We start from the raw sequence: 21,863 nt of genomic DNA, 5'->3' as shown, positions 1-21,863 counted from the left end.
TGGTTACGAAAATCCTGCTTTATCCACCGTGTAACGTGACGTTCGCCGTGAAACACTGCCCTGTAATGCTTGAATAGGTCACAACGCAGAGCATGGCATGCGGTCCCGAACCCTTCCCCAAGGCCAACCCGGCGAGCCACCATCACCCCGTGGCTCCGGGACGCATGTCATCGCCGCTCCGTCCCCTGCGATATAAAGCGGGGCGGAGCATGGCTGCCCTGCAGTGCGTCCGGCCCCTTTTCGGCGTTCTGCAGGGCAGCCCCTGCGCGCTGCAGCAATGGTCTAGGGCACAGAATCTGGGTGCCCAAAGCGCGAGAGATAAATACCCGTCCGTCCGGTTACCCGATCCTAACCATGGTCCGCTAGCAAAGCGGCGGGGGGGGCTTTGCGTCCGCCCGCCGTGCCAACCGAGACACCATGGGTTTCAGGAATGTCGAACTTGACGAACATCGCCGACTATCAGCGCGGCCAGGCGGCTGGCGCAGACCATGGAGAGGTCGCCGAGGGGGCCGATCGCCGCAAGAACGAGCGGCAGATTGCGACCTTCAAACTCGCCTGCCTGATGGTTCGGGGAGAGGCGCACCCTGCGATCCTGCGCAATGTCAGCGATGGCGGCGCGATGCTGGAGGCGCTGGTCGCGGTGAATCCCGGCGACGCGGTCGTCTACTGGTGGGACGGGATCGCGCAGGTCGAGGCGCGGGTCGCCTGGGTCAAGGGCAACCGGCTGGGCCTCGCCAATATTTCCGGCCCGCCGCAGCCGCTTGCGGTGCCCCGTCAGCGCGCCACGCGCATCCCGGTGCGGGTGCCGGTGCGGGTGTGGGCCGCCTGCCGCGGCCATTGGGGCGAACTGACCGATATTTCGTTGACGGGCCTCGCGGCGAAGGGGCTTCAGGGCATTGCGCCGGGCACCTTGTGCACCATCGAATTGGGCGGGCAGGCGCTGCACAACGCCACGCTGGTGCGGATTGATGGAGAGGTTGCGGGTATCCGCTTCGAGCGCCCGCTGCCCCCTGCCAAGCTGATGCAGCTGGTCGAAGGCGAGGGGCCGAGCGCGCGCGTGATGACCCGGCCGACCCCGGCCGACCCGGGCGCACCTGCCCCGCAGCGCGAGCCGGAGATGGACGACGAGGGGCCGCAGCCTCCGTCCGGCCCTAAAGTACCGCTGCGCCGGTTCCTCTAGAACACCGCCAGCAAGAGGCTGTCTGCCGCAAACGTCAAACCACGCAGGCTGATGACCTTGCGTGGCAGTTTGCGTGGCCGCCTGTGTGGATGCGCCCGCCGCCACCCCGTCTGCACGCGGTATCGTGGCATCAGCGATGCAGTGAGGAAGAAAAGACCGGACCGTAGCGAATTGGACTTGCACTAATGCTACGCACTCGCAATAGCGTCTCCCAGCTTCAGGGAGGTTTTTTTGTCCGATTCCAATTTTTTCCGTGGTTCACGCCCGTCCACCCGCCGCTCCGCCGTTCGCCCCTCGGCCAGCGGACAGGGCACCGCGCTGCTCGCCGGCGCGTTCGGCGCGGCGTTCATCGCGGTTCCGGCCCACGCCGACGAACAGCGCAATCCCGATATCGTTGTCACCGGCCAGCGCCCCGACGTGAACGTGAATGCGGAGCCCGAAGCGCCCTACAAGGCGGAATCGAGCGACGGTAAGTTCACCGACTCGGTGCTCGACACGCCCAAGTCGCAGACCGTCATCACCAAGGAAGTGATCGAGGATATCGGCGCGACCAGCTTCCGCGAGATCGTCCGCAGCACGCCGGGCGTGACGCTGGGCACGGGCGAGGGCGGCAATGCCTTCGGCGACCGTATCTTCATCCGCGGGTTCGAAGCGCGCAACGACGTCTATATCGACGGTCTGCGCGATCCCGGCGTGACCAGCCGCGAGATCTTCGCGGTCGAGCAGATCGAGGTGATCAAGGGCCCCAGCGCGGTGTTCGGCGGACGCGGGACGACCGGCGGCCTGGTCAGCCTGCAGTCCAAGCGCGCGCAGTTCGGCAACGACTTCGTCGTCGCCGAGGGCGGCGTGGGGACCGAGAATTATTACCGCGGCACGATCGATGCGAACTACGAACTCAGCGACGTGGCGGCGATCCGCGTCAACGGCCTGTATCACGATGCCGATACGCCCGGCCGCGACTATGTCGGTGCGCGCCGCTACGGCGGGGCGATCGCGGGCACCCTCGCGATCACCGACACGCTCAGCATCAATGCCGACTACTATCTCTACCGGCTCGACGGGGTGCCCGATTACGGCCACCCGTTCGATTCGACCACGCAGCAGCCCTATCTGGTCGATCGCGACAATTTCTACGGCGTGGTGGGCCGCGACTTCATCTCCAACGGCGCGGATATCGGCACGGTCGAGATCGAATGGAGCCCGATTGCTGACCTCTCGTTCCACTCGATCACCCGCTATGGCGAGACCTGGAACCGCTATGCGGTGAGCGAGCCCAAGCTGTGCACCGTGCAACGCGACGCCAATGGGGACTGCCCGCGCAGCGGCGGCGTGCCGGTGCCAGAGAGCGAATTTACCGTCAGCCCCGCGATGAAGAGCAGCTGGCGCAACAATTCCTACTGGGCGAACAGCACTTACGCGACTGCGACCGCGCGCACCGGCGGGATTACGCACGAAATCGTGCTCGGCGGTGATTTCAGCGACGAGCGGATCGACGCCTACCGGCTCGACGTTCCGTCTGCGGTCGAGGATGCGCAGGGCAATGTCATCGCGGTGCCAGGCGGGTTCGTCTACGACCTGTTCGATCCGGACCCGGTGCTGGGCTACGACATCCCGATCGGGCCGGATACGCAGACCGGGCCGACCGTTACCAAAGCGCGCAATTTCGGGGCCTATCTGGTCGACACGATCAAGTTTACCGACGCGTTCCGCGTGGTCCTCGGCGGGCGGCTCGATACCTTCGATGTCGATTATTACAGCCCCCCGTCGGACGGGTTCTTCGGCCCGCAGCCTGCGCAATCGCTGAGCTACAGCGCGGATTTCTTCAACTGGCAGGCTTCGGCGGTGTACAAGCCCTCCGCCTCCTCGACCCTCTACGTTTCCTACGCGACCAGTTCGAACCCCAGCGGCGAGCAGCTCGACGGGGCGGGGGCGAGCTATGACGGGATCAGCACCGACACGATCGACTTCCAGCCCGAGCAGAACACCTCGTGGGAAGCGGGCGCCAAGGCGGAACTGTTCGGCGGCAACCTTCTTCTGACCGCAGCGGCGTTCCGGATCGAGAAGGAGAACGCGCGCGAAAGCGGCGGGCGCGGGCAGCCCTACACCAATGTGGGCACGCTGCGCTCGCAGGGCGTGGAGCTGACCTTCGCCGGCTCCATCGCCGACACGCTCCAGCTGTTCGGCGGCTATACGTACACCGACGCGACGATCACCGAATCGGCCAACCCGGACAATGTCGGCCGCCGCTTCGCCAACATCCCGCAGCACACCGCGCAGCTGCTCGCGACGGTGATGGTCACCAGCCGGTTCGAGATCGGCGGCCAGGTGTACTACCAGGACGAGATGTATGGCGGCAGCCAGCTCGCAGGCACGGCGATGGTGCCGGGATACGCCCGGTTCGATGCGGTCGCGCGCTATCGCATCAGCGACAATCTGGAGGCGCGGGTCAACGTGCTCAACCTGACGGACAAGCGCTATTACGATGCGATCTATCGCTCCGGCTCGCCGTTCAGCTATATCGCGCCGGGCCGGTCGGCCTTCGTCACGCTGACCGCCAACTTCTGACAGGCGCAAGCGAGGCTGCGATGATGATGCTGCACATCCCCGATGTGCTCACGAGCGAGGAGGCGGCGGACCTGCGTGCCCGCCTCCTCGCCGCGCCGTGGGTCGATGGCAACGCGACCAGCGGAGCGGGCGCAGCCCAGGCCAAGCGCAACCGGCAATTGCCCGAGGATGGGGAGGCCGCCCGCGCCGCCCAGCAGGTCGTCAGCAGCGCGCTGATGGAGAGCGCCACCTTCCTTTCCGCCGCCCTGCCGCACACTATCTTCCCGCCGCTGTTCAACCGCTACGGGCCGGGCGAGACCTTCGGCCTGCACGTCGACAACGCCGTGCGCTACCACGCGGCCACCGGCGCGCGCATCCGCACGGACCTGTCCGCGACCCTCTTCCTCACCCCGCCGGAGGAGTATGACGGGGGCGAGCTGATGGTGGAGGACGACAGCGGCACGCAGAGCCACAAGTACCCCGCCGGTTCGCTGCTGCTCTACCCCTCCACCACGCTGCACCGCGTGGCCGAGGTGACGCGGGGCGAGCGGGTGAGCTGCTTCCTGTGGCTGCAATCGCTGGTGGCGGACAACGCGGCGCGCGAGATGCTGTACGACCTCGACACCAGCGTCCAGGCATTGAGCGCGGATCGCGGCGCGACCGACGCCCAAGTGCTCAAGCTCACCCAGCTCTACCACAACCTCGTGCGCCGCTGGGCGCAGAGCTGAGGCCGACCCGAACGCACCGAACCTGTGCAGGTAAGGGATCGCGTTAGCTTTCGTCTCCTTTCCTGGCCTCGCCCCGCTCGCGGATCAGCGCCAGCTTCCGGTCGATCGAGGCGAACACGGCCTGCTCGTTCGCCGCGCGCTTGCGGCGCTGTTCCTCCAGCACTTGCCTGCGGATGCTCTCGTACACCGGATGCCCCGATCGAATGGGTGGCCGGGATTGTGGACGCCGTAGCGCTGGGGCAGACGACGCTGGAGGAGGAAGCGCAGCAGCGCGTTGTCCGGCTTGTGCACCCGAGTTGCCCTACCGCTTTGCTGCTTGAGGGCCGGTGCCTGACACACTTGACACAGTGTCATAGAGCGAAAAGTCTGAGCGCCTGCGAGCGATCTTGTGCGCGCGCGATTGGTCTCAAGTAGCGAAGCGGTAGGCCACACAAAAAACGCGCGCAATCCTCGAGCCGCTGCACCCCGCGCTCCAGCGCCGCATCCCACGCCGCGGCAAACCCCTCCGCCTCCGGCTTCGTGCGCAATTTGTACCGCGCCTCCATGCTCTTGCCGCGTCGCCTCATGTAGCGGAGCGGTAGGCAGAAAGATGACTCGCGCGCCGCCTGCGTGACGATGCCGGTGGCCGCGAGCGTCGCGATAAAGCGCCGCTGCCGCTCGGGCGTGATCGAGTTGGGGTGCGGGTGCGGGTGGAGATAGGGCGCGAAGGCGAGCAGCGGATCGTCCGCGTCGGGCTCGGCGCCGGTGTAGGCCACGGCGGAGGTGGCCTGCCGGGCAATCCTGCGGCTGCAAGCCCCCTCTCCTTCAGGGGGGGCGCAGACGGTTCGCTTGCGGGCCAGCGGGTTGGGGGAGGGGGCCGCCCGTCATGGTCGCATGGAGACTCCGAAGAAGATTTCGGGGAGGGCGTGTTCGGGCGACGGTCCTCGGCGGAACCATCGAAAGGCTCATCTCGGGGCATAGCCGCAGTTAGATTGCAGAATTTGGGGGAGTAGGACAGCTCTTGGCGGCTTGTGGATGAATTATCGCCCTCAGCGATATTTAATCTTGCGCCAAAGGCTGCAGTGTGGTGTAACGCTCTCGCGATGGTAGCTCATACTGATCCCGTCAGAAGCTGGGGCCTTTGGCCCTGTGGGGAGATTTTCTCCCCGACTACCACCTGCGTCTCGGCCGGGGGTGGCGTCGCGCCGCGCCCGCCCGGGACCGGGCGCGGCAACCCCGAGGTAAAAACGCTCCGGAACAGTGTTCTCCGACAGGCTTACGGGCGCCGGCAACTCCTTGCCGGTGTAGCCGAAAGGAGAAAGACCAATGAGCAGCAATCCTCGCACGCAGCGGCATCACCCGCCGCCGGGCCCCTCGCGTTGGCTCTTCGTAATGAAGGTGCTGATAGCGATCGGGCAGGTAGCGGTCTTGGTGAAGAATTTTTTTCACGAGTAATTGATGACCTCGGGACAGCCGCACCATGACTAAGCGTCCAATGATCAACGAGGCGCTGCGCTTGCTCCGTCTCTACTGTCGATACTCGCAAGCCGAAATGGCAGAGCGACTTTCAGTTGCGCAATCAATGGTCTCCGACGTTGAGAGGGGCCGGAAGAACGTAACAATGGATCTACTAGAAGCCTACAGCCGCGCGGTCGATATTCGGATGTCGCAATTGTTGTTCTTTGCTGAAGAGATCGAAGGCGAACCAATTGCTCGCCGCGGTCAGTTGATCGTAGCTGAGAAGGTCTTGCAGCTCCTTGATAAGATGAAGCCGACAGAGCGTGAAACGGCGTAGGCAACAAAAATACGAGCGCTACTCCTTTCGTGACTCTCCGTGGACGCAAGACCTTACTCAACGGGATCTTGCCGAGCTGATTGGTTGGAAAAAGCAGCAACTCGAAGCGCTGGTCCGCGATAAGGAGCGTTATACCAAGCGAAAACGAGAGAAAATTGGCTCCAAGATGCGGGATTTGGCGGTGCCGGTTGGAAAGCTACGTACCGTGCACGAAAGGTTGAAGTTCCACTTCAACAAAATCAAGCAGCCGCCTTACCTTTTTAGCCCTAGAAAGGGTCGGTCACAACGGGACAATGCTGAGCATCACGCTAAGCAAATCCAGTTCCTTAGCTTAGATATTAAGCAGTTCTATCCATCGACCACTGACGAGCATATTTTTCGGTGGGCGTATTACGTGGCTGGCCTAAGAAGTGACGTGGCGGGCCTGCTCGTCAAGCTTATCGCAATAGATGGCAGGATGCCGTTCGGCTCACCCGTTAGTCCTGTTCTGACTACTCACGTGCACCGGCACATGTTCGACGAGATCTACGATTTATGCTGTCGTCGAGGCCTGAAGATGTCGCTTTGGGTCGATGACCTGACAATCTCGGGTCAATTCGTACGAGGGGAATTAGTAGATGCGGTCCGTGCTGTGATCCGCAGGCAGGGCTTCAAAACTCACAAAATTAAATTTCGCTCGGTTGGTCGAGCTCAAGGTGGAAAGCCTGTGGTGGTCACTGGCGTCCCGCTCAGGGCTGGGCGCGTTGATGCGCCATTTTCGTTGCAGAAGCGGGTGAGGGACGGCTACGCATTGCTTCGAACAGACCTGACGGATGTCGAGCGCGCGAAAGCTATCGACAGCCTTCTTAGTGCACTGGGAACCTATCGGTATCATCTCGGTCGAGGTTCGCCGGAGGGGCGTAAGGCCGCTGATCGTATGCAGGCACTGAGGCAGCGGCGCGCAAAGCTAGATGCGAAGGGGTATGTTACAGGGCCGAAAGCTGAAGGGTCATTTGAGGACAGAGTCACAACCTCTGATGTCCCGTGGGACTGACTGCTCTCCCTTGACCCCAACCCCAAATCCTACTAAGCGCGCTCTCAACCGAGGCAGGGCCTAGCTCTCGCCAAGGCTTATAGAGCTGAACATTGCCGGTTATGTCCCGGGGCTGTCGCATGCGCGATGGCCTTTTCGTTTTCCCGCTAGCGGGTTGGGCAGGGCAGCCGTCAAAGTAATCCGGGTGGTCCCTTGCGGGCGGGTTCGGGTGGAGCGTTTCAGGCTCGTGCGACAAGGTGGGCACGCCATGCGGCGCGCGCGTCCTTTGCTCGATGGACCCCGGCTTCCCATTCCCTTGGGCCCGGGGTGACGATCGAAAGCGGCACGGCCCCGACACCCTCCATTCGATCGCAAGCGCGAAGCCATCCCTGGCCGACACAGTTTCGCCTGTGCTGAGCCTGTCGAAGCACCGTCCTTCTTCTTTGCAGGAAGAGAAGTGCGATCCTTCGACAAGCTCAGGATGGGCGGGGTTGGGAAGGCCCTTTCGAGCAAACAGGCAGAAGAGAGAATTTAATGCCCACCATCAACCAGCTGGTCCGCAAGGGCCGCACTCCGCAGAAGACCAAGAGCAAGGTCCCTGCGATGGAGCAGAACCCGCAGAAGCGCGGTGTCTGCACCCGCGTCTATACGACGACCCCGAAGAAGCCGAACTCGGCTCTGCGCAAGGTGGCCAAGGTTCGCCTGACCAACCAGCGCGAAGTCATCAGCTACATCCCGGGTGAAGGCCACAACCTGCAGGAACACAGCGTCGTGCTGATCCGCGGCGGCCGTGTGCGCGACCTTCCCGGCGTGCGCTACCACGTGCTGCGCGGCGTGCTCGACACGCAGGGCGTCAAGGACCGCAAGCAGAGCCGTTCGAAGTACGGCGCCAAGCGGCCCAAGTAAGCCATTCCCCGTCACCCCGGGCGCGATCCGGGGTGGTGCTTCTTCCTTTGCGCCCCATCGCATGAAGGCGATTCGCAGGAAGAAAAAGCACTGGCCCGGATCAGGTCCGGGCCGACGTATCTGAGATTTTGGAGACACTGAAATGAGTCGTCGTCGTCGCCCAGAGAAGCGCGAAATCCTGCCCGATCCCAAGTTCAAGGATCTGGTGCTCTCGAAGTTCATGAACAACCTGATGCTCGATGGTAAGAAAGCTGTCGCGGAAAAGATCGTCTACGGCGCGCTCGACACGGTCGAGACCAAGGCGAAGGCCAACCCGGTCGAACTGTTCCACGCCGCGCTCGACAACATCAAGCCGCAGGTCGAAGTGCGCAGCCGCCGCGTCGGCGGTGCGACCTACCAGGTGCCTGTGGAAGTCCGCCCCGAGCGTGCGCAGGCGCTGGCGATCCGCTGGCTGATCACCGCCGCGCGCGGTCGTCCGGAAACGACCATGGCGGCGCGTCTTTCGGGCGAGCTGATGGATGCGGCGAACAATCGCGGCAACGCGGTCAAGAAGCGCGAAGACACGCACCGCATGGCGGATGCGAACCGCGCGTTCAGCCACTACCGCTGGTAGGATCCGGGGCAGGGCGCGCCGCGCATACGGCGGGCGCGTCTTCAACCGGTCACAAAAGACCCCATATGGGGGTGGCTTATCCGGCTCCCCCCTCACTCTGACTCTTCCGAGGAATTGACAATGGCCCGCGACTATCCGCTGGAGCGCTATCGCAATATCGGCATCATGGCGCACATCGATGCCGGCAAGACCACCACGACCGAGCGTATCCTCTACTACACCGGCAAGTCCTACAAGATCGGCGAAGTGCACGATGGTGCCGCGACGATGGACTGGATGGAGCAGGAGCAGGAACGCGGGATCACCATCACCTCGGCCGCGACGACCACGTTCTGGACCGCCGAAGATCCCACGATGGACCCGATGTCCGATCCCGAAGCCCTGCGTGCGAACCAGGAAAAGCACCGGATCAACATCATCGACACCCCCGGCCACGTCGACTTCACCATCGAAGTCGAACGTTCGCTGCGCGTGCTCGACGGTGCGGTCGCGGTCTTTGACGGCGTCGCGGGCGTCGAGCCCCAGTCCGAAACCGTGTGGCGCCAGGCCGACAAGTACGGCGTTCCGCGCATGTGCTTCATCAACAAGCTCGACCGCACCGGCGCAGACTTCTACTACTGCGTGAACAGCATCATCGAACGCCTCGGCGCGACCCCGCTGGTGCTCTATCTGCCGATCGGCGCAGAGAGCAATCTGCAGGGCGTGGTCGACCTGGTCGGCAACCGCGCGATCATCTGGGAATCGGAAGGTCTGGGCGCGAGCTACAAGCACGTCGCGATCCCCGAGGACATGGCCGACAAGGCTGCCGAATACCGCGAGAAGCTGATCGAGACCGCCGTCGAACAGGACGACGACGTCATGGAAGCGTACCTCGAAGGTAAGGAGCCCGACGTGGCGACGCTCAAGAAGCTGATCCGCAAGGGCACCATGGCCCGCGCCTTCGTGCCCGTGCTGTGCGGCTCCGCGTTCAAGAACAAGGGCGTGCAGCCCCTGCTCGACGCGGTGGTCGACTACATGCCGAGCCCGCTCGACGTGCCCGCGATCAAGGGCGTGCTGCCCGACAGCGACGTGGAAGAAACCCGCCCGTCGTCGGACGACGAGCCGTTCGCCGCACTCGCCTTCAAGATCATGAACGACCCGTTCGTCGGCTCGCTCACCTTCACCCGCATCTATTCGGGCAAGCTCAGCAAGGGCTCGGTCCTGAACTCGGTGAAGGAGAAGAAGGAAAAGATCGGCCGCATGCTGCTGATGCACTCCAACAACCGTGAGGACATCGAAGAAGCATTCGCCGGCGACATCGTCGCTCTGGCGGGGATGAAGGACACCACCACCGGCGACACGCTGTGCGATCCGGCCAAGCCGATCATCCTCGAGCGGATGGAATTCCCCGAGCCCGTGATCGAGCTGAGCGTGGAGCCCAAGACCAAGGCCGACCAGGAAAAGATGGGCGTTGCGCTCAACCGCTTGGCTGCCGAGGATCCCAGCTTCCGCGTCAGCACCGACCACGAATCGGGTCAGACGATCATCAAGGGCATGGGCGAGCTTCACCTCGACATCCTGGTCGATCGCATGAAGCGCGAGTTCAAGGTCGAAGCCAACGTGGGTGCGCCGCAGGTGGCCTACCGCGAATACCTCGGCCGCGAAGTCGAAGTGACCTACACCCACAAGAAGCAGTCGGGTGGTTCGGGTCAGTTCGGTGAGGTCAAGGTCGTCGTCACTCCGGGTGAGCGCGGCGCAGGCATCGAATTCGTCGACGAGATCAAGGGCGGTAACATTCCGCGCGAGTACATCCCGGCGATCGAAAAGGGCTTCCGCGAGCAGGCCGAGAGCGGTCACCTGGTCGGCTTCCCGATCATCGACTTCTCGATCCGTCTGATCGACGGTAAGTACCACGACGTCGACTCGAGCGCGATCGCGTTCGAAATCGCCGGTCGCGGTGCGATGCGCGAAGTGGCCCAGAAGGCAGGCATCAAGCTGCTGGAACCGGTCATGAAGGTGGAAGTCGTGACCCCGGAAGACTATCTGGGTGACGTCATCGGTGACCTCAACAGCCGTCGTGGCCAGATCCAGGGCACCGACACGCGCGGCAACGCGCAGGCGGTCGAGGCATTCGTGCCGCTGGCCAACATGTTCGGGTACGTCAACGAGCTGCGTTCGTTCACTCAGGGGCGCGCGCAGTACTCGATGCAGTTCTCGCACTATGACGAAGTGCCCGCAAACGTTGCGGCAGAGGTCAAGGAGAAGCTTGCCTAAGGCGAGCGATCGGTTTAGGGGCGGCGCCTGATTTTGAGCGGGCGCCGCCTTCTTTCCCGCACAAATTCCCATTTAAGACAGAGGTATTAAGAGAAATGGCGAAGGAAAAGTTCGAGCGGAACAAGCCGCACTGCAACATCGGCACCATTGGTCACGTCGACCACGGCAAGACCACGCTGACCGCGGCGATCACCAAGGTGATGGCTGAAACCTATGGCGGTGCGGCCGTCGATTTCGCAAACATCGACAAGGCGCCGGAAGAGCGCGAGCGCGGGATCACGATCTCGACCGCGCACGTCGAATACGAAACCGAAGCGCGCCACTACGCGCACGTCGACTGCCCCGGCCACGCCGACTATGTGAAGAACATGATCACCGGTGCGGCGCAGATGGACGGCGCGATTCTGGTGGTGAACGCTGCCGACGGCCCCATGCCGCAGACCCGTGAGCACATCCTGCTCTCGCGTCAGGTCGGCGTGCCCGCGCTGGTCGTGTACCTGAACAAGGTCGACCAGGTCGACGACGAGGAAATCCTTGAGCTCGTCGAGCTGGAAGTTCGCGAACTGCTGAGCGCCTACGACTTCGACGGCGATAACATTCCGATCATCAAGGGTTCGGCGCTGGCCGCTCTCGAAGGTCGCGACGACAACATCGGCAAGGATTCGATCATCGAGCTGATGAAGGCCGTTGACGAGCACATCCCGCAGCCGGAACGTCCGGTCGATCAGGCCTTCCTGATGCCGATCGAAGACGTGTTCTCGATCTCGGGTCGCGGTACGGTTGTGACCGGCCGTGTCGAAACCGGCATCGTGAACGTTGGCGACGAAGTCGAAATCGTCGGCATCAAGGACACGCAGAAGACCACCGTCACCGGCGTCGAAATGTTCCGCAAGCTGCTCGACTCGGGTCAGGCCGGCGACAACATCGGTGCCCTGATTCGCGGCATCGGCCGTGAAGACGTGGAGCGTGGCCAGGTTCTCGCGAAGCCGGGTACGGTTACGCCGCACACCGAATTCAGCGCTGAAGTCTACGTCCTGTCGAAGGACGAAGGTGGCCGTCACACGCCGTTCTTCGCCAACTACCGCCCGCAGTTCTACTTCCGCACCACCGACGTGACCGGCGAAGTGATCCTTCCCGAAGGCACGGAAATGGTGATGCCGGGCGACAACGTGACCATCTCGGTCAAGCTGATCGCGCCGATCGCGATGGATGAAGGTCTTCGCTTCGCAATCCGCGAAGGTGGCCGCACCGTCGGTTCGGGGGTTGTCAGCAAGATCACCGTCTAATATAGGCGCTTCCACCGGCGGGGGATTCGATTCCCCGCCGGTCAGATTTCACGAGGGCCGCCCCTCACCGAAAACTTCGGTTTGGTGGGGCGGTTCTTTATTTTTGAAGAGTGGCCCAGACGGGGTGGCTCTTCTTGGCTCTTTCGCATCGGTAGACTAGGACATGGACGCACAGAATATCCGTATTCGCCTCAAGGCCTTCGACCACCGCGTGCTCGACCAGGCAACGGGCGAGATCGCGGATACTGCACGCCGCACCGGCGCGCTCATCCGTGGACCTATTCCCCTGCCGACGCGCATCGAGAAGTTCACCGTGAACCGCGGCCCGCACATCGACAAGAAGTCGCGCGAGCAGTTCGAGGTGCGCACCTACAAGCGGCTGCTCGACATCGTGCAGCCCAACGCCCAGACGGTCGACGCGCTGATGAAGCTGGACCTCGCCGCGGGCGTGAACGTCGAAATCAAGCTGGCTTGATTTTGGCTGCCCGGCCAGGCCGGGTGCTGGTCCTTCCGGTCGGACTTTAAACGACCGGACGATTTTTCAAGTCCGCCTCGTGCGGCACGGGTTCTCGCTCTTGCGAGGGTCGCGTTCGGAAGGCCTTCGGGCGTTCCTCACTTGAGATACCGCCGGAGCATGCTCCGGGCTGCGTCTCCCGTCTCGCGCTTCATGCATTCCTGCATGGGCGCAATCAGCCCGGACGGGCGATGCATCAAAACTTCGGGCTGGGGTCGTTGATAACGGCCCGTCACGCACGGTGGGAATGGTCCCTTCGTGCCTCTGGTTTAGGAGTTTAACGATGCGCACTGGCGTAATCGCCAAGAAGGTCGGGATGACCCGCCTGTTTCAGGAAGACGGCCGGCACGTTCCCGTGACCGTGCTCGCTCTGGAAGGGTGCCAGGTCACCGCCAACCGCACCGCCGACCGCGACGGCTACTGGTCCGTCCAGGTCGGTTCGGGTGAAGCGAAGCAGAAAAACGTCAACAAGCCGCAGCGCGAAGCTTTCGCGAAGGCGGAAGTTGGCCTGAAGATGAAGGTCGCGGAATTCCGCGTCGAGGGTGAGGACGCACTCCTTCCCGTCGGTGCGACGATCACCGCCGATCACTTCATCGCCGGCCAGAAGGTTGACGTGCAGGGCTACACGCAGGGCAAGGGCTTTGCCGGCGCGATGAAGCGCTGGGGCTTCGGCGGTCTGCGCGCGACGCACGGCGTTTCGCTGTCGCACCGTTCGCACGGTTCGACCGGTAACCGCCAGGATCCCGGCCGCGTGTTCAAGAACAAGAAGATGGCCGGCCACATGGGCGACCGTCAGCGCACGCAGCAGAACCTCGAGATCGTCCGCACGGACTCCGAGCGTGGTCTGCTGTTCGTCAAGGGGTCTGTCCCCGGCGCGAAGAACAGCTGGATGCTGGTCGCCGACGCGGTGAAGCTGCCGATGCCGGCCGACGCGCCGTTCCCCGGTGCGATGCGTCGCAACGCCGACGAGTTCTCGAGCGACGATGCCGATGCCGGCCTGGTCGAGAGCGGTGCGGAGCACGAGGTGCACACCGAAGTGACGCCCGAGCAGCAGGAAAAGCTGATGCAGCAGCAGGATGCCGGGGCTGACGCCGAAGGCACCGAAGGCAAGGAGTCCTGATCGTGAAGATCGCGGTACAGAAAATCGACGGCGGTAAGGCCGGCGAGATCGAGCTCAACGATGCCGTGTTCGGTGTCGAGCCTCGCGCCGACATCCTTCATCGCGTGGTGACGTGGCAGCTGGAAAAGCGCCGCGGGACCGCCCGCCCGACGCGTGAGCGTTCGGACGTGGCCCGCACCGGCAAGAAGTTCGGTCGCCAGAAGGGTTCGGGTGGCGCTCGCCACGGCGACCGCGGCGCTCCGATCTTCATCGGCGGTGGTAAGGCGCACGGCGCGCGCAAGCGCGACTTCGACCCGTCGCTGAACAAGAAGATCCGTTCGCTCGGCCTGCGCATGGCGCTGTCGAGCAAGGCCAAGGACGGCCTGGTCATCGTCGACAGCCTCGAGCTGAAGGATGCCAAGACCAAGGCCCTCAAGGGTCACTTCGAAAAGGCCGGGTTCAACGGCAAGGTGCTGGTGATCGATGGCGAAAGCGTGAACGACGGTTTCAAGATGGCTGCGGGCAACCTGCCCGGTGTCAACGTGATCCCGGCGGTCGGCGCCAACGTCTACGACATCCTGAAGCACGACACGCTGGTCCTCACCAAGGATGCGGTCGAAAAGCTGGAGGCGCGCTTCAATGGCTAAGAAGCAGGAAATCGACGCGCGGCACTACGACGTGATCCTCGCGCCGCACATTACCGAGAAGTCGACGCTCGCGAGCGAGAACAACGCAGTGGTCTTCAAGGTGGCGAACGACGCCACGAAGCCGCAGATCCGCGATGCGGTGGAAGCGCTGTTCGACGTCAAGGTGACCGGGGTGAACACCATCGTCACCAAGGGCAAGGTCAAGCGCTGGCGGGGCAAGCCCTACCGTCGCAACGACATGAAGAAGGCGATCGTGACGCTCAAGGACGGCGATTCCATCGACGTCACGAGCGGCATCTGAGGAGCTAGGACGGAACCATGGCACTCAAGAATTACAAGCCGACCAGTCCGGCCCGTCGCGGCCTGATCCTGGTCGACAAGTCCGGGCTCTACAAGGGCAAGCCGGTCAAGGCGCTTACCGAAGGCAAGCGCAAGACGGGCGGTCGCAACAACAAGGGCCACGTCACCAGCCGCGGGATCGCGGGCGGTCACAAGCAGAAGTATCGTTACATCGACTTCAAGCGCCGCAAGTGGGACGTGGAAGGCACCGTGGAGCGGATCGAATATGATCCCAACCGCACCGCCTTCATCGCTCTGATCAAGTATGCCGACGAAGAGCTGGCCTACATCATCGCGCCGCAGCGCCTCGCCGTTGGCGACAAGGTGATCGCGGGCGAGCGGGTCGACACCAAGCCGGGCAACGCGATGCCGCTGGGCAACATGCCGGTCGGCACCATCATCCACAACGTGGAGATGAAGCCGGGCAAGGGCGGGCAGATCGCCCGTTCGGCAGGCGCCTACGTCCAGCTGGTCGGTCGCGACCGTGGCATGGTCATCGTGCGTCTCAACTCGGGCGAGCAGCGTTACCTGCGGGCCGATTGCATGGGTACGGTTGGCGCGGTCTCGAACCCCGACAACCAGAACCAGAACTTCGGCAAGGCCGGTCGCACCCGTTGGAAGGGCCGTCGTCCGCTTACCCGCGGTGTCGCCAAGAACCCGGTCGATCACCCCCATGGTGGTGGTGAAGGCAAGACCAGCGGTGGCCGCCATCCGGTGACCCCGTGGGGCAAGCCGACCAAGGGCGCCCGCACCCGCAAGAACAAGCAGACGGACAAGATGATCATCCGTTCGCGCCACGCGAAGAAGAAGAGGTAATCGCAGCAATGGCACGTTCCGTTTGGAAAGGTCCGTTTGTGGAACTCAGCCTTCTGAAGAAGGCCGAGGACGCACAGGAAAAGGCCAGCACCGCGCCGATCAAGACCTGGTCGCGCCGCTCCACCATCCTGCCGCAGTTCGTTGGGCTGACGTTCAACGTCTACAACGGCCACAAGTTCATTCCCGTGTCCGTCTCGGAAGAGATGGTCGGCCACAAGCTCGGTGAATTTGCGCCCACGCGCACCTTCCCGGGTCACGCCGCAGACAAGAAGGGCAAGCGCTGATGAGCAAGCAGAAAGCTCCCCGTCGCGTCGCCGATAACGAGGCGCTGGCAGTTGGCACCACGATCCGTGGGTCGGCCCAGAAGCTGAACCTCGTTGCCGAGCTGATCCGCGGCAAGAAGGCTGAAGAGGCGTTGAACATCCTCGCCTTTTCGAAGAAGGCGATGGCCAAGGACGCGAGCAAGGTGCTCGCCTCCGCGATCGCCAATGCCGAAAACAACCACGATCTCGACGTCGACGCACTGGTCGTCGCCGAAGCGAGCGTGGGCAAGTCGATCACGATGAAGCGGTTTCACACGCGCGGTCGCGGCAAGTCGACCCGCATCCTGAAGCCCTTCAGCCGCCTGCGCATCGTCGTGCGCGAAGTCGAGGAAGCGTAAGATGGGCCAGAAGAGCAATCCGATCGGTCTGCGCCTGCAGATCAACCGCACCTGGGACAGCCGCTGGTACGCCGAAGGGCGTGACTATGCCAAGCTGCTCAAGGAAGACATCGAGATCCGCAAGCACATCGTGAACTCGCTGCCGCAGGCCGCGATTTCGAAGGTGGTGATCGAGCGTCCGGCCAAGCTGTGCCGCATCTCGATCTACGCTGCGCGCCCCGGTGTCATCATCGGCAAGAAGGGCGCCGACATCGAGAAGCTGCGCACGACGCTTTCGCGCATGACCGAAAGCGAAGTGAAGCTGAACATCGTCGAGATCCGCAAGCCGGAAATCGATGCCAAGCTCGTCGCGCAGGGCATTGCCGATCAGCTGGTTCGCCGTGTGGCCTTCCGCCGTGCGATGAAGCGCGCCGTGCAGTCCGCGCTGCGTCTGGGTGCCGAAGGTATCCGGATCACCTGCGGCGGCCGTCTCGGCGGTGCGGAAATCGCGCGCGTCGAATGGTATCGCGAAGGCCGCGTGCCGCTTCACACCCTGCGTGCCAACGTCGACTATGCCGAAGCCGAAGCGCTGACCGCGTACGGCATCATCGGCATCAAGTGCTGGATCTTCAAGGGTGAGATCCTCGCCCACGATCCGACCGCGCAGGACCGCCTGATGATGGAAGCGCAGACTTCCGGCGTGCGTCCGGCGCGCTGATTGCAGGATTAGGAAAGAACCATGCTGCAACCGAAACGAACCAAGTATCGCAAGGCCTTCAAGGGCCGGATCCATGGCAATGCCAAGGGCGGTACCGAACTGAACTTCGGCTCTTACGGGCTGAAGGCGATGGAACCCGAGCGGATCACCGCTCGCCAGATCGAAGCGGCCCGCCGTGCGATCACGCGCCACATGAAGCGCCAGGGGCGGCTCTGGATCCGCGTGTTCCCCGACGTGCCCGTGTCCAAGAAGCCTGCCGAAGTCCGGCAGGGTAAGGGCAAGGGTTCGGTCGAATACTGGGCCGCACGCGTGAAGCCGGGCCGCATCCTGTTCGAACTCGACGGCGTTTCCGGCCCGCTGGCCGCCGAAGCGTTCGAACGTGCCGCCATGAAGCTGCCGATCAAGACCAAGGTTGTCGCGCGTCTGGGCGACACCTCGCACCTGGGAGGCGAATAGTGAGCACCACCGAAGATCTGCGCGCCAAGAGCGACGACCAGCTGACCGCGGAGCTTACCGAGCTCAAGCGTGAAGCGTTCAACCTGCGTTTCCAGGCAGCGACCAACCAGCTCGAGCGTCCCGCTCGCGTCCAGGAGGTCCGCCGGACGATCGCGCGCATCAAGACGCTGCAGAGCGAGCGCACCCGCGCCGCTGCGGCGAAGAGCAAGGCGTAAGGAGTAGACCATGCCCAAGCGTATTCTGATTGGTCGGGTCACTTCCACCAAGACCGACAAGACCGTGACCGTGCTTGTCGAACGCAAGGTGAAGCACCCGCTGTACGGGAAGATCATCCGGCGCTCGAAGAAGTATCACGCCCACGATGAGAAGAACGAGTACGAACTCGGCGACATCGTGCGGATCGAAGAGACCAAGCCGATCTCGAAGACGAAGACCTGGGCCGTGAAGGACCGGGTCGTCGCGGGTGGCGTACAGGCGGTTGATGCCGACCTCGACGTCGAAGCCGCGAGCAACAGCTAAACAGACGTTTTAGGAACTGCCGGGCAGCTGTCCCGGCAAGCCAAGAGAAGGAACCGGATCGATGATCCAGATGCAGTCCAATCTCGACGTCGCGGACAACAGCGGCGCAAAGCGCGTCCAGTGCATCAAGGTGCTGGGTGGCTCTAAGCGTCGGTTCGCGAGCGTCGGCGACGTGATCGTGGTTTCCGTCAAGGAAGCTCAGCCGCGCGCGAAAGTGAAGAAGGGCGACGTTCACCGTGCGGTGATCGTTCGCACGAAGAAGGATGTCCGCCGCCCCGATGGCAGCGTGATCCGCTTCGACTCGAACGCCGCGGTGCTCGTCAACAAGAACGAAGAGCCGATCGGCACCCGTATCTTCGGCCCGGTGGTGCGCGAACTGCGCGGCCGCGGCTTCATGAAGATCATCTCGCTTGCTCCGGAGGTGCTGTAATGGGCATGGCCAAGATCAAGAAGGGCGACAACGTCGTCGTGCTTTCGGGCAAGGACAAAGGTAAGACCGGTACGGTCGCCCAGGTTCTGCCGAAAGACGGCAAGGTCGTGGTGGAAGGCGTCAACATGATCGCCCGTCACCGCAAGCCGAGCCAGACGAACCCGCAGGGCGGGATCGATCGCTACGAAGCGCCGATGCACATCGCCAAGGTTGCCCTCGCCGATCCCAAGGACGGCAAGCCCACCCGCGTGCGCATCGAAGAACGCGACGGCAAGAAAGTGCGCGTCGCCGTGAAATCCGGGGAGACCATCGATGGCTGATTACACGCCCCGCATGAAGGCCAAGTACGAGAACGAAATCGTCAAGGCCATGACCGAGAAATTCGGCTACACGAACCGCCTTCAGGTCCCCAAGCTCGAGAAGATCACGCTCAACATGGGTGTGGGCGAGGCGAGCCAGGACAAGAAGAAGGTCCAGACCGCAGCCGAGGAAATGGCGCTGATCGCGGGCCAGAAGCCCGTCATCACCAAGGCCAAGAAGTCGATCGCACAGTTCAAGCTGCGCGACGGCATGCCGATCGGTTGCAAGGTCAACCTGCGTCGTGACCGGATGTACGAATTCCTCGATCGTCTGGTGACGATCGCGATGCCGCGCATTCGCGACTTCCGTGGTCTGAACCCGAAGAGCTTCGACGGCCGTGGCAACTACGCCATGGGTCTGAAGGAGCAGATCATCTTCCCCGAGATCTCCTACGACCAGATCGAAAAGGTCCGGGGCATGGATATCATCGTGACCACCACCGCGAAGACCGACGAGGAAGCACGCGAACTGCTGCGCCTGTTCGGTTTCCCGTTCCCGGCCGAAGCAAAGGCCGACGAAGAGAAGGAGGCGGCGTGAGCCGCTCTCCGCTGAAGCAAGAAACGAAGAGAGCTTAAGTCCAATGGCGAAACTGAGTTCCATCAACAAGAACGAGCGTCGCAAGAAGCTCGTCAAGAAGTACGCGGACAAGTACGCAAAGCTTAAGGCGATTGCCGACGATACCTCGCTCGACGAGAGCGAGCGTCTCATCGCGCGCCTGAAGATGGCTGAAATCCCGCGCAACGCGAACCCGACCCGGGTCCGCAACCGCTGCTCCACGACCGGTCGCCCGCGCGGCTACTACCGCAAGTTCGGCATCAACCGCATCGAACTGCGGAACCTGGGCAACAAGGGCATGATCCCTGGCCTGACCAAGTCGAGCTGGTGAGGAATCGATAGATGGCTATGACCGATCCCCTGGGTGACATGCTCACCCGCATCCGCAACGGCCAGCAGGCGAAGAAGGACTCCGTCCTTTCGCCGGCGTCCAAGCTGCGCGCGAACGTGCTCGAAGTGCTCCAGCGCGAAGGCTACATTCGTGGCTACAGCGAAGACGACACCGGCAAGCACAAGGCGCTGCGGATCGAACTGAAGTATTTCGAAGGCGAACCTGCGATCAAGCATGTCGCCCGCGTGTCCAAGCCGGGCCGTCGCATCTATTCGGCCAGCCGCGAGCTGCCGACGGTGCGCAATGGCCTTGGCATCACGATCGTCTCGACGCCGCGCGGCGTGCTTTCCGACGCGGAAGCCCGCAGCCAGAACGTCGGTGGCGAAGTGCTGGCGGAGGTGTTCTGATGAGCCGCATCGGTAAACGTCCGGTTGCGATCCCGAGTGGGGTCGAGGCCAAGATCGATAACGGCACCCTTTCGGTGAAGGGCCCCAAGGGCACCCTCACCATGGGCCTGTCGGACCTCGTGTCGTACAAGCTGGAAGACGGCTCGATCGCGGTCGACCCGGTCAACGACAGCAAGCCTGCGCGCAGCCACTGGGGCATGCAGCGTACTATGGTGTCGAACCTGGTCGAAGGCGTGACGGACGGCTTTTCCAAGACGCTGCAGATCAGCGGTGTCGGTTACCGTGCGAATGCCCAGGGCAAGACCCTGAAGCTGCAGCTCGGTTACAGCCACGACGTCGATCTCACGGTGCCCGAAGGCCTGAAGGTGGAAACGCCCGATCAGACCACGGTCATCATCAGCGGGATCGACAAGCAGGCCGTTGGCCAGTTCGCCGCTGAAATCCGCCGTTGGCGCAAGCCCGAGCCGTACAAGGGCAAGGGCATCAAGTACCAGGGCGAGTATATCTTCCGCAAGGAAGGGAAGAAGAAGTAAGATGGCAAAGCTTTCCCTCTTTGAACGCCGCCGCCAGCGCGTGCGCACCGCGCTTCGCAAGAACGCCGGTGGCAAGCCCCGTCTGTCGGTCCACCGCACCGGCAAGCACATTTACGCGCAGATCATCGACGATTCCGCCGGCAAGACCCTTGCCAGCGCATCGACGCTGGGCGTGAAAGGCTCGACTGCGAATATCGACGCCGCCAAGACGGTCGGCTCGAACATCGCGGACGCCGCCAAGAAGGCGGGCGTGACCACGGTCGTGTTCGATCGCGGCGGGTTCCTGTTCCATGGCCGCGTCAAGGCGCTGGCCGATGCCGCCCGTGAAGGCGGGCTGGAGTTCTGATGATGGCTGATGAAAACAACACCGAAAGCACGCCCGAGCAGGCGCCCGGCGTTCCCGAAACCCCCGAAGTTGCGAAGGCCAAGGCCGAAGCAAACGTCGCGGAAGCGGAAACCGAGCATGCGGTGACGAAGGAAGAGCCGGCGATCGCCGACACGCCTTCCGAAGCAGCCGACAACCAGAGCCCCGCACAGGGTGCCGAGGGTCAGCCCCGTCAGGGTCGTGGTGGCCGTGGTGGCGACAATCGCGGCGGTGGCCGTGATGGTGGCCGCGGTCGTGGTCGCGGCCGTGACGATCGTCGCGGCAAGCGCGAGGAAGAAGACGACGGCATCATCGAGAAGCTGGTTCACATCAACCGCGTCTCGAAGACGGTGAAGGGCGGTAAGCGCTTCGGGTTCGCCGCGCTCGTGGTGGTCGGCGACGGCCAGGGCCGCGTCGGCTTCGGCCACGGCAAGGCCCGCGAAGTGCCCGAGGCGATCAGCAAGGCTTCGGCCGCTGCTCGCAAGCACATGATCCGCGTCGCCCTCAAGGAAGGCCGCACGCTGCACCACGACGGCAAGGGCCGTTTCGGTGCCGGCAAGGTGACCGTCCGCACCGCGCCTCCGGGTACCGGCATCATCGCCGGTGGTCCGATGCGCGCCGTGTTCGAAAGCCTGGGTGTGGCCGACGTGGTGACCAAGTCGGTCGGTACGTCCAACCCCTACAACATGATCCGCGCAACCTTCGATGCGCTGCAGGATCAGAGCTCGCCCAAGTCGGTGGCGCAGCGTCGCGGCAAGAAGGTCGCCGACCTGCTGTCGCGCGGTGGCGCCAGCGAAGCGGAAGCCGAGGCGGATGCCGCGGCTCTCACGGAGTAATCA

At 63.3% G+C, this 21,863-nt stretch carries 30 protein-coding genes; 28 read left to right on the top strand and 2 right to left on the bottom strand.

Going from position 1 to position 21,863, the window contains the following annotated elements:
* The first annotated feature begins 430 nt into the window (after positions 1–430).
* The 3 genes from VO57_014630 (at position 431) to VO57_014620 (ending at position 4,452) form a co-directional block, all read left to right on the top strand.
* Entirely contained in the window at positions 431–1,180 is a 750-nt protein-coding gene (locus VO57_014630) for a PilZ domain-containing protein (protein XBL69352.1), read from the top strand.
* A gap of 231 nt (positions 1,181–1,411) precedes the next feature.
* A complete protein-coding gene (locus tag VO57_014625) occupies positions 1,412–3,745 on the top strand; it encodes a TonB-dependent receptor (protein XBL69351.1) in 2,334 nt (777 codons plus the stop codon).
* A 23-nt stretch (positions 3,746–3,768) separates the two neighbouring features.
* Positions 3,769–4,452 (top strand): Fe2+-dependent dioxygenase, encoded by a 684-nt coding sequence (locus VO57_014620; protein XBL71350.1) that lies wholly within the window; start codon positions 3,769–3,771, stop codon positions 4,450–4,452.
* A gap of 43 nt (positions 4,453–4,495) precedes the next feature.
* On the opposite strand, the gene VO57_014615 is transcribed toward VO57_014620, so the two are convergent.
* Together VO57_014615 and VO57_014610 are read right to left on the bottom strand one after the other, a co-directional pair.
* Positions 4,496–4,639, bottom strand: coding sequence for a hypothetical protein (locus VO57_014615; GenBank protein ID XBL69350.1), 144 nt, complete (start codon positions 4,637–4,639; stop codon positions 4,496–4,498).
* A gap of 163 nt (positions 4,640–4,802) precedes the next feature.
* Positions 4,803–5,207 (bottom strand): hypothetical protein, encoded by a 405-nt coding sequence (locus VO57_014610; protein ID XBL69349.1) that lies wholly within the window; start codon positions 5,205–5,207, stop codon positions 4,803–4,805.
* A 704-nt stretch (positions 5,208–5,911) separates the two neighbouring features.
* On the opposite strand from VO57_014610, the gene VO57_014605 reads away from it, so the two are divergent.
* The 25 genes from VO57_014605 (at position 5,912) to rpsE (ending at position 21,860) form a co-directional block, all read left to right on the top strand.
* A complete protein-coding gene (locus VO57_014605; GenBank protein XBL69348.1) occupies positions 5,912–6,226 on the top strand; it encodes a helix-turn-helix transcriptional regulator in 315 nt (104 codons plus the stop codon).
* Positions 6,213–7,259, top strand: a complete 1,047-nt coding sequence (locus VO57_014600; GenBank protein ID XBL69347.1) for a reverse transcriptase family protein — start codon at positions 6,213–6,215, stop codon at positions 7,257–7,259. The genes VO57_014605 and VO57_014600 overlap by 14 nt, the downstream gene beginning before the upstream one ends.
* Before the next feature lie 513 nt (positions 7,260–7,772).
* A complete protein-coding gene (gene rpsL, locus VO57_014595; protein XBL69346.1) occupies positions 7,773–8,144 on the top strand; it encodes a 30S ribosomal protein S12 in 372 nt (123 codons plus the stop codon).
* A 142-nt stretch (positions 8,145–8,286) separates the two neighbouring features.
* Positions 8,287–8,757 carry a 30S ribosomal protein S7 gene (gene rpsG / locus VO57_014590; protein XBL69345.1) on the top strand — a complete coding sequence of 157 codons (471 nt, stop codon included), beginning with the start codon at positions 8,287–8,289 and terminating at the stop codon, positions 8,755–8,757.
* A 120-nt stretch (positions 8,758–8,877) separates the two neighbouring features.
* Positions 8,878–11,010, top strand: a complete 2,133-nt coding sequence (gene fusA / locus VO57_014585; protein ID XBL69344.1) for an elongation factor G — start codon at positions 8,878–8,880, stop codon at positions 11,008–11,010.
* Positions 11,011–11,105: 95 nt separating this feature from the next.
* Positions 11,106–12,296, top strand: a complete 1,191-nt coding sequence (gene tuf, locus VO57_014580; protein ID XBL69343.1) for an elongation factor Tu — start codon at positions 11,106–11,108, stop codon at positions 12,294–12,296.
* Between the two features lie 163 nt (positions 12,297–12,459).
* On the top strand, positions 12,460–12,771 hold the full coding sequence (rpsJ, locus tag VO57_014575; GenBank protein ID XBL69342.1) for a 30S ribosomal protein S10: 312 nt from the start codon (positions 12,460–12,462) through the stop codon (positions 12,769–12,771).
* Positions 12,772–13,093: 322 nt separating this feature from the next.
* The gene (gene rplC, locus VO57_014570) at positions 13,094–13,930 is read left to right on the top strand and encodes a 50S ribosomal protein L3 (protein XBL69341.1); all 837 of its coding nucleotides are present in this window, start codon (positions 13,094–13,096) and stop codon (positions 13,928–13,930) included.
* A gap of 2 nt (positions 13,931–13,932) precedes the next feature.
* Complete coding sequence (gene rplD / locus VO57_014565) at positions 13,933–14,556, top strand: 50S ribosomal protein L4 (GenBank protein XBL69340.1); 624 nt, start codon at positions 13,933–13,935, stop codon at positions 14,554–14,556.
* Positions 14,549–14,857 (top strand): 50S ribosomal protein L23, encoded by a 309-nt coding sequence (locus VO57_014560; GenBank protein XBL69339.1) that lies wholly within the window; start codon positions 14,549–14,551, stop codon positions 14,855–14,857. Before rplD ends, VO57_014560 begins: the two co-directional genes overlap by 8 nt.
* A 17-nt stretch (positions 14,858–14,874) precedes the next feature.
* Positions 14,875–15,711: a 50S ribosomal protein L2 gene (gene rplB, locus VO57_014555; GenBank protein XBL69338.1), complete on the top strand. Its 837-nt coding sequence runs from the start codon at positions 14,875–14,877 to the stop codon at positions 15,709–15,711.
* A gap of 8 nt (positions 15,712–15,719) precedes the next feature.
* A complete protein-coding gene (gene rpsS, locus VO57_014550; protein XBL69337.1) occupies positions 15,720–15,995 on the top strand; it encodes a 30S ribosomal protein S19 in 276 nt (91 codons plus the stop codon).
* Positions 15,995–16,372, top strand: a complete 378-nt coding sequence (rplV, locus tag VO57_014545) for a 50S ribosomal protein L22 (GenBank protein XBL69336.1) — start codon at positions 15,995–15,997, stop codon at positions 16,370–16,372. Before rpsS ends, rplV begins: the two co-directional genes overlap by 1 nt.
* A gap of 1 nt (position 16,373) precedes the next feature.
* On the top strand, positions 16,374–17,069 hold the full coding sequence (gene rpsC, locus VO57_014540) for a 30S ribosomal protein S3 (GenBank protein XBL69335.1): 696 nt from the start codon (positions 16,374–16,376) through the stop codon (positions 17,067–17,069).
* Positions 17,070–17,090: 21 nt separating this feature from the next.
* A complete protein-coding gene (rplP, locus tag VO57_014535) occupies positions 17,091–17,525 on the top strand; it encodes a 50S ribosomal protein L16 (protein XBL69334.1) in 435 nt (144 codons plus the stop codon).
* Positions 17,522–17,740: a 50S ribosomal protein L29 gene (gene rpmC / locus VO57_014530; GenBank protein XBL71349.1), complete on the top strand. Its 219-nt coding sequence runs from the start codon at positions 17,522–17,524 to the stop codon at positions 17,738–17,740. The genes rplP and rpmC overlap by 4 nt, the downstream gene beginning before the upstream one ends.
* Positions 17,741–17,750: 10 nt before the next feature.
* A complete protein-coding gene (gene rpsQ / locus VO57_014525; protein ID XBL69333.1) occupies positions 17,751–18,044 on the top strand; it encodes a 30S ribosomal protein S17 in 294 nt (97 codons plus the stop codon).
* Between the two features lie 61 nt (positions 18,045–18,105).
* Positions 18,106–18,474 (top strand): 50S ribosomal protein L14, encoded by a 369-nt coding sequence (gene rplN / locus VO57_014520; protein ID XBL69332.1) that lies wholly within the window; start codon positions 18,106–18,108, stop codon positions 18,472–18,474.
* Positions 18,474–18,794: a 50S ribosomal protein L24 gene (rplX, locus tag VO57_014515; protein XBL69331.1), complete on the top strand. Its 321-nt coding sequence runs from the start codon at positions 18,474–18,476 to the stop codon at positions 18,792–18,794. Before rplN ends, rplX begins: the two co-directional genes overlap by 1 nt.
* Positions 18,787–19,371, top strand: a complete 585-nt coding sequence (rplE, locus tag VO57_014510; protein XBL69330.1) for a 50S ribosomal protein L5 — start codon at positions 18,787–18,789, stop codon at positions 19,369–19,371. Before rplX ends, rplE begins: the two co-directional genes overlap by 8 nt.
* A 43-nt stretch (positions 19,372–19,414) precedes the next feature.
* Positions 19,415–19,720 (top strand): 30S ribosomal protein S14, encoded by a 306-nt coding sequence (rpsN, locus tag VO57_014505; GenBank protein XBL69329.1) that lies wholly within the window; start codon positions 19,415–19,417, stop codon positions 19,718–19,720.
* A gap of 11 nt (positions 19,721–19,731) precedes the next feature.
* Entirely contained in the window at positions 19,732–20,127 is a 396-nt protein-coding gene (gene rpsH / locus VO57_014500) for a 30S ribosomal protein S8 (protein XBL69328.1), read from the top strand.
* On the top strand, positions 20,127–20,660 hold the full coding sequence (rplF, locus tag VO57_014495; GenBank protein ID XBL69327.1) for a 50S ribosomal protein L6: 534 nt from the start codon (positions 20,127–20,129) through the stop codon (positions 20,658–20,660). The genes rpsH and rplF overlap by 1 nt, the downstream gene beginning before the upstream one ends.
* Before the next feature lies 1 nt (position 20,661).
* Positions 20,662–21,006, top strand: a complete 345-nt coding sequence (gene rplR / locus VO57_014490; protein ID XBL69326.1) for a 50S ribosomal protein L18 — start codon at positions 20,662–20,664, stop codon at positions 21,004–21,006.
* Positions 21,006–21,860: a 30S ribosomal protein S5 gene (gene rpsE, locus VO57_014485; GenBank protein XBL69325.1), complete on the top strand. Its 855-nt coding sequence runs from the start codon at positions 21,006–21,008 to the stop codon at positions 21,858–21,860. The genes rplR and rpsE overlap by 1 nt, the downstream gene beginning before the upstream one ends.
* The last annotated feature ends 3 nt before the right edge of the window (positions 21,861–21,863 follow it).

It is taken from the genome of Citromicrobium bathyomarinum (genome assembly GCA_001306305.2).
Lineage (GTDB): Bacteria > Pseudomonadota > Alphaproteobacteria > Sphingomonadales > Sphingomonadaceae > Alteriqipengyuania > Alteriqipengyuania bathyomarina.
This window is presented reverse-complemented; position numbering and strand designations above follow the sequence as displayed.